General features: G+C 44.4%; 6 protein-coding genes. 3 read left to right on the top strand and 3 right to left on the bottom strand.

The window, feature by feature from the left end:
- Genes infB through rimP form a run of 3 tightly spaced genes read right to left on the bottom strand, consistent with a single transcriptional unit; the run spans position 1 to position 4,757 of the window.
- Positions 1-2,964, bottom strand: coding sequence for a translation initiation factor IF-2 (gene infB / locus DWU89_RS08735; RefSeq protein ID WP_115499265.1), 2,964 nt, complete (start codon positions 2,962-2,964; stop codon positions 1-3).
- Between the two features lie 20 nt (positions 2,965-2,984).
- Positions 2,985-4,283 carry a transcription termination factor NusA gene (nusA, locus tag DWU89_RS08740; RefSeq protein ID WP_115499266.1) on the bottom strand — a complete coding sequence of 433 codons (1,299 nt, stop codon included), beginning with the start codon at positions 4,281-4,283 and terminating at the stop codon, positions 2,985-2,987.
- 6 nt (positions 4,284-4,289) lie between these two features.
- Complete coding sequence (gene rimP, locus DWU89_RS08745; RefSeq protein ID WP_187574927.1) at positions 4,290-4,757, bottom strand: ribosome assembly cofactor RimP; 468 nt, start codon at positions 4,755-4,757, stop codon at positions 4,290-4,292.
- 169 nt (positions 4,758-4,926) lie between these two features.
- On the opposite strand from rimP, the gene DWU89_RS08750 reads away from it, so the two are divergent.
- The 3 genes from DWU89_RS08750 (at position 4,927) to DWU89_RS08760 (ending at position 7,735) form a co-directional block, all read left to right on the top strand.
- Positions 4,927-6,246 carry an AAA family ATPase gene (locus DWU89_RS08750; protein ID WP_115499268.1) on the top strand — a complete coding sequence of 440 codons (1,320 nt, stop codon included), beginning with the start codon at positions 4,927-4,929 and terminating at the stop codon, positions 6,244-6,246.
- A gap of 264 nt (positions 6,247-6,510) precedes the next feature.
- On the top strand, positions 6,511-7,122 hold the full coding sequence (pnuC, locus tag DWU89_RS08755) for a nicotinamide riboside transporter PnuC (RefSeq protein ID WP_115499269.1): 612 nt from the start codon (positions 6,511-6,513) through the stop codon (positions 7,120-7,122).
- Positions 7,106-7,735 (top strand): thiamine diphosphokinase, encoded by a 630-nt coding sequence (locus DWU89_RS08760; protein ID WP_115499270.1) that lies wholly within the window; start codon positions 7,106-7,108, stop codon positions 7,733-7,735. Before pnuC ends, DWU89_RS08760 begins: the two co-directional genes overlap by 17 nt.
- Positions 7,736-7,828: the final 93 nt, after the last annotated feature.

A 7,828-nucleotide genomic window follows, 5' to 3' on the forward strand; every position in this document is an offset into this window, starting at 1 on the left:
TTATAACGTCTTCTTGATTTCTGTTTCTTCGTACGCTTCGATGATATCGCCAACCTGAATATCATTGTAGTTTACAAGGTTCAAACCACAATCCAATCCGGCAACCACTTCTTTCACGTCATCTTTAAAACGCTTCAAAGATTCCAGTTCTCCCGCATGAACCACGATACCGTCGCGAATCACACGTACTTTATTAGAACGTTTGATCTTACCTTCACGTACCATACATCCGGCAATCGTACCCACTTTCGTGATCTTGAATACCTGAAGTACTTCCACATTGGCAGTGATCTCTTCTTTGATTTCCGGAGAAAGCATACCTTCCATTGCACTCTTCACTTCTTCGATTGCGTCGTAGATAATCGAGTACAGACGGATTTCGACACCATCCTTTTCAGCCATTCGGCGTGCAGGCAATGCCGGACGCACCTGGAATCCGATAATGATAGCATCTGATGCGGCAGCCAGTACGACATCCGATTCGGAAATCTGGCCGACAGCCTTATGAATAACGTTCACCTGGATTTCTTCTGTCGACAGACGGATCAACGAGTCGGACAGAGCTTCTACGGAACCATCCACGTCACCCTTCACGATCACATTCAATTCCTGGAAGTTACCCACTGCAATACGACGGCCGATATCATCCAATGTAAGCATCTTCTGCGTACGCAGACCCAACTCACGTTGCAACTGCTCACGGCGGTTGGCGATCTCACGGGCTTCCTGATCTGTTTCCAGTACGTTAAATGTATCACCGGCCTGTGGAGCACCGTTCAATCCCAGGATCAGAGCCGGTTCGGAAGGACCGGCCTTTTCGATACGCTGGTTACGTTCGTTGAACATAGCCTTTACACGACCGAAGTGTGTACCGGCCAGCACGATGTCTCCCACTTTCAGAGTTCCGTTTTCAACCAATACGGTAGAAACATATCCGCGTCCCTTATCCAGGGAAGATTCGATAATAGAACCTACGGCACGCCTCTTCGGGTTTGCCTTCAAGTCGAGCAAATCGGCTTCCAACAATACTTTTTCCAACAGTTCCTCTACACCGATACCCTTCTTGGCTGATATTTCCTGGCTCTGGTATTTACCACCCCAGTCTTCCACCAGGTAGTTCATATTAGCCAGTTCCTCCTTAATCTTTTCCGGATTGGCATGCGGCTTATCGATTTTATTGATGGCAAACACAATAGGAACACTGGCAGCCGAAGCATGATTGATCGCTTCAATCGTCTGTGGCATGACATTATCGTCGGCAGCCACAATGATAATCGCGATATCCGTTACTTTGGCACCACGGGCACGCATAGCGGTAAACGCCTCGTGACCCGGAGTATCCAGGAATGTAATACGGCGTCCGCTCTGCAGCTTCACGTTGTAAGCACCGATGTGCTGTGTGATACCTCCGGCCTCACCGGCAATTACGTTTGCATTACGGATGTTATCTAATAAAGAAGTTTTACCATGGTCGACGTGTCCCATCACGGTTACGATAGGCGGACGTGCAACCCAGTCTTCTTCATTATCGTCTTCTTCATCGGCCTTGATGGCTTCCACCACTTCGGCACTTACATATTCTGTCTTGAAGCCGAACTCTTCAGCTACAATATTAATAGTCTCCGCATCCAGTCGCTGGTTAATGGAAACCATGATGCCGATACTCATACAAGTAGCGATAACCTGGGTTACAGGAACGTCCATCATGTTGGCAAGGTCGTTAGCTGTAACGAATTCCGTCAGCTTCAGGATCTTGCTTTCCATTTCCTCCTGTTCCATCAATTCGTGCTCACGTTTCTGCACGGCGTCACGTTTGTCACGACGGTACTTGGCACCTTTGTTATTCTTGTTTCCTTTGTTGGTCAGGCGAGCCAGTGTCTCTTTTACCTGCTTCTGTACATCTTCCTCACTGATCTCCGCCTTCACCGGCTTGCGCAAGCGGGGTTTACGATCGTCGTTCGAATGATTCGGACGTGTCGGACGCGCGTTCGTACCCGGTGTATTGTTAACATCTACCCGGTCTTTCTTAATACGGTTACGCTTTTTCTTTGCATCCTGATTACCTTCGCCCGGTTTGACAGGAGCACCGGGTCTTGCAGTTGCATCTTTCGGTCCCTTGTTGAAAGGACCGTTACCCGATTGTCCCGGTTTATTACCGGCAAACCTCTCACGTTTGTCATCACGTTCCTTCTTCCGCTCTTCTTTAGTCTTCTTCTTAGGGCGGGTAGACTGATTTAATGCATTCAGGTCAATCTTCCCTGTCACCTTGATTTTAGACTCGAACTTCGGAGTATTCAACCGGAATAACTCATCGTCAGACCCGCCATCGGCAGAAGCCGCCGGCTCTTCAGTATTTACGGTCGTTGACTCTATGGTTGCTGTTTTCGGCTCCTCTACAGGCTCCGGTTTAACCACTTCTGCTGGTTCCTTTTCCACTACTATAACTTTTTCTTCTTTTTTCTCCTCTGGCTGCTGTGTTACTTCCGGAACTTTCACCTCAGGCACTTTTACTTCCGGGGTTTTCACCTCCGGAGCCGGAGCTTCAGCAGTTTTTGCAGCAGGAGCCTCCACTGGCACCTCTACTTTCTTTTCCACAGGAGCAGAAACCGGTTCAGGTCGTTCTTCCTGTGTTCTTTTATGCGGTCTGTCCAGATCGATCCGGCCCTTTGTAACAATTTTGGGCTTGAATTCTTCCGGTATCACAGTCTTTATTTCCGAATTCCTTTCTTCTTTCACAGAAGCAATTTCCTTATGAGGGCGTTCGGGCACAACCCGCTCACGCTCACGCCCTCCGTCCGGTAAATCTTTACCAAACTCTTTTACGAGCAAAGCATACTGTTCATCACCGATTCGCGTGTTGGGATTGTTATCCTCAACCTCGAACCCTTTCTTGCGTAAGAAATCAACAACTGTGTTGATTCCTACATTTAATTTCCTTTGTACTTGTATTAATTTTATGGGCATATCAAACTTTGTCGTAATACTTATTCCTGAGTTTCATCCTCTTCTTTTTCTTCTCTCTCTTCAACCTCTTCTTCAAATTCGGCAGATAAGATAGCAAGTACCTCGTCAACAGTCTGTTCTTCGAGGTCGGCACGTTCAATTATCTCGTCGCGGCTCATCGCTAACACGCTCTTCGCGGTATAGCATCCTGTATTTTTCAGCGCTTCGATAACCCAAGCATCGATTTCATCCGAGAATTCATCCAAGTAGATGTCTTCTTCATCTGCACCTTCCACATCGCGGAATACGTCAATTGCATATTCGGTCAACATACAGGCCAGTTTGATATTCAAACCACCCTTACCGATAGCCAATGAAACTTCTTCAGGACGAAGATAAACCTCTGCCTTATGTTCTTCTTCGTTCACTCGTATAGAGGAAATTTTAGCCGGGCTTAATGCACGCTGGATAAACAGCGATACATTGGATGTATAATTAATTACATCGATATTCTCGTTTCTCAGCTCGCGAACGATACCGTGAATACGGGAACCCTTCATTCCGACGCAGGCGCCAACCGGATCGATACGGTCGTCGTACGACTCTACGGCTACTTTTGCTCTCTCTCCCGGAATACGGGCTATTGCCTTGATAGTGATCAGACCATCATTGATTTCAGGCACTTCGAGTTCAAACAAACGCTGCAGGAATAATTTGTCTGTACGGGAAAGAATAATCTTCGGATTGTTGTTGTAATTATCCACCCGTTGTACGATTGCACGTACTGTCTCACCTTTGCGGTAAAAGTCTGTCGGGATCTGTTCTGTTTTCGGGAGCAGCAACTCATTACCCTCGTCATCCAGCAACAGGATTTCTTTCTTCCATACCTGATAAACATCGGCAGCAATGATGTTACCGATTTTATCTTTATATTTAGCAAATAAGCTGTCTTTCTGTAATTCAAGTATTTTTGAAGCTAACGTCTGACGCAGGTTCAGGATGGCACGACGTCCGAAATCTGCAAAATGCACTTCGTCGGTTACTTCTTCGCCGACTTCGCAATCAGCGTCGATCTTACGGGCCTCAGTCAATGTCAGCTGAAGGTTAGAGTCTTCCAGTTCGTCATCTGCAACAACCGTACGGTTTCTCCAGATTTCAAAGTCTCCTTTCTCAGGATTGATAATTACGTCGTAATTTTCATCCGTACCGAACATTTTAGCGATCACGTTGCGGAATGAGTCTTCCAACACGCTGATCATCGTATCCTTATCTATATTCTTCAACTCCTTGAACTCAGCAAGTGTGTCAATCATACTGATTGTTTCCTCTTTCTTGGCCATAATCTTTTACTTGAATCTTATTAAGTATTTTGTATATTTTATTTCATCGAATGTATATGACTGGTCTTCCTGTACAGTCACCTTACGCTTGGCACCTTCGGGTTTTACCTGTTTTTCAACAGTTACGACTACCCCGTTTTCATCGGCCGATTTCAATACACCTGCCAACTTCGTACCGTTTTTAAGCAGCATTTCCACTTCATTGCCTATATTTTTCACATACTGGCGAAGCACTTTAAATGGAGATGTTATACCGGCGGAACCCACTTCAAGCTCGAAGTCTTCCGCATCCCGGTCCAGGTGACCTTCCACATAACGGCTCAACTCCACACAGTCGTCGATGCAAACACCCTCATCATTATCTATCTCTATGATAATCAGGTTACCCGGTTTAATTACTACGTCTACCAAATAATTGTCGGAAGAAGCTAATTTCTCTTCAACCAACTGACTTATTACGTCCTTTTCAATCATACACATACAGTTAAGAACAAAAGAAGGGGACTGCCCGCCCCCTCCTCATCTTCGCTTAATCGCCCGCAAATATACAAATAATCAATGAGTTTTCAAACAAATATATATTTTTTCTGCATGTTATGGGAATTATCACGTACATTTGTACATATATCTCAAAAGTAAGCGTATGTCAGAACATTTGATCGAGTTAGAAATAAAGGATTTCAGAGCTATTCAGGAAGCTAAAATTGCATTAAACGGAATTACGGTTCTTTCCGGAGAAAATGGATGTGGGAAAAGTACAATCGCTAAACTTACCTATCATTCTATTCAGACAATCAATCAGTACGAAGATATTATTTATACGCCATTACTCTCTTTTTACAAAAAAACACTCGAAATATTCACGGATATTTTAAACGATCTTTCGTCTTTAATTCCATCTCCTGATACTTTCATACCGGAAAAGTACCAATATACAGTTCCGAATATACCCAAAATAATTTCTGCCATATCCACTATTGCACAAACACTTATTGCTAATTATCATACTGCTGTCAGCATGGATGAAGCAGATAAAAATGGCCCGTTTTTCACCCGGCTAAAAGCAATATTATCAAGCAATTTTGCCATTCACGAAGCAAAAGACAAAGACTGGAACAGCCTTATATATGAAATACTGGATTCTATTTTAAAGGTACAGAATTATGCCGATGCAAGTGTTAGGAATAGAAGTACTGAAGCATTTACCGGGTATCTTAAAACCTTTTTCAACAACGAAGATATATCTGATAAATTCAATTTATATGAATATGGTGTTGGCATCACAAATTATCAGAGGCAACGACTTTTGCATTTCAGATCGATCGATAAGGTTTTATATATCGACACTCCGGTGGCCATTGGTCTATCATCAACCCATATACCACATTGGGATTTTCTGAACGAGACACTCCGAAAAGAAAATGAAAACAAGCCTCTGGACTCGGATAACATCTATCAACTTCTTTCTGAAAATATATTGGAAGGGGAAGCCTCCTTTGATACAAAATCCATTTTCAATCGTTTTGTCTATCAGCGTAAAGATGGGTTAATTATAAACCTGCTGGACTGCGCGACCGGTATCAAATCGTTTGCGATCCTTCAAATCTTATTGAAAAATGGCTACTTGGACAATAAGACATTATTAATAATAGATGAACCCGAAGCCCATCTCCACCCACAATGGATTGTTGAGTATGCGCGTATTATTACCTTATTAAATAAAGAACTCGGGGTAAAATTCCTGATAGCCAGCCATAATCCGGATATGATCAGCGCTTTAAAATATATAGCTGAAAAAGAAAAAGTATCTGACAACCTGAATTTCTACTTAGCAGAAAAAACGGTAACAGAAACTTATGCTTACAAAGCATTAGGCTCAGAGATTGATGACATATTCGGTTCTTTCAATATTGCCATTGATAGAATTAATCAATATGGAGAGACATATAATGAAATATTCTAAAAACGTAACCGAAACCCACCCATTAAGTTGTCTGCATAAAGACTGCCTGTTATCATTATCCGAATACCCCATTCATTCGGAATACATTTTTATATTCAAGGAAAATGTCAAAAATCAAGCCCGTAATCACTTCAACCGATTATTTACAGCTAAAAATACTTCATGTATCATTATGACAGAGGAAGAATTTTATCATCACTTCTTTGTTTAGAATCCCATTCTAAACAAATGCCATGAGGGCAAGGTTTATAGGACAATAAAAATATGGAACAATTATTGGAATATTTCGGAGTATTGACGGGATTGCTTTATCTGCTTTTAGAGATCAGGCAGCATCGCGCCATGTGGGTAGTCGGCTTCCTGACTTCCCTGGTCTACGTGTTCGTCTTTTTCTTTTCAAAAATATATGCCGACATGGGGTTGAATATATATTATGTCGCAATCAGCATATATGGTTTCTGGCAATGGACCCGTAAAAAAGCAATAAACGAGGAAAAAACAAATCAGAACGCCCCGGCGAATGAAGCAATCCTCTACCGCAACATGACGTCCCCGCTTTTTGCGGGAATAGCCCTCGCGATCCTTGCAATTTATGCCTTGCTCTATTATATCCTGCATAATTTCACCGATTCGCCTATCCCTGCCGGTGATGCGTTTACCACTGCCGTCGGGATCGTCGCCACCTGGATGCTGGCCCGCCGGATCATCGAGCATTGGATATTCTGGATCATCGTCAACTGCGTATCCGTCTATCTTTATTACCTGCGTGGACTATATCCCACCATGTTTCTATATATTTGCTATGCCATACTGGCTGCAGTCGGATTATACACCTGGAAAAAGAAAGGAATAAAAACAAATGATAGCACCTTATAATTGCGTCGTCGTCGCAAACGGCACTTTTCCGCAAACCGCTTTGCCGCTCCGCCTGCTGCGCGAAGCCTCCGTCGTCATAGCCTGCGACGGAGCCGTACAGGCTTTGCATGATGCTGGCATCACCCCGACAGCCATTGTCGGTGATCTGGACAGCATTCAACCCCGCTTCCGGGAACTGTATGCCGGCCGTATCCACATCGTAGAAGACCAGGAAATCAACGACCTGACAAAATCCGTCCGTTTTGCCTGCCAATCCGGAGAAAAAGAGGTCCTGATATTAGGAGCCACCGGGTTACGCGAAGACCATACACTGGGCAACATTTCCCTATTGGCAGATTATGCCTCCCTGTTCGACCGTGTGGAAATGCTTTCGGACTATGGCATCTTCACCCCCATCCGGCAAACAACAACGCTGGACAGCCACCCCGGGCAGCAAGTATCCCTTTTCTCCCTCTCCCCCTGCGGCAGGATAACGACATCCGGTCTCCGCTGGCCGATAAACGACCGCCAGCTGACAGCTTGGTGGCAAGGGACTCTCAACGAAGCGACAGGAGACAGCTTCACCATCACCCTTTCACCCGGCAGCCCGGTCTTAGTCTACCGCACCCTGTAAACGAATAGTTCATTTCTAAGAAAAAGTGAGCTATCCCGTTCCCGCGCTTGACGCGGGATCGCATTAAAACCGACCGTATAAACAACTGATTGA

It is taken from the genome of Parabacteroides acidifaciens (genome assembly GCF_003363715.1).
In the GTDB taxonomy this organism is placed as follows: domain Bacteria; phylum Bacteroidota; class Bacteroidia; order Bacteroidales; family Tannerellaceae; genus Parabacteroides; species Parabacteroides acidifaciens.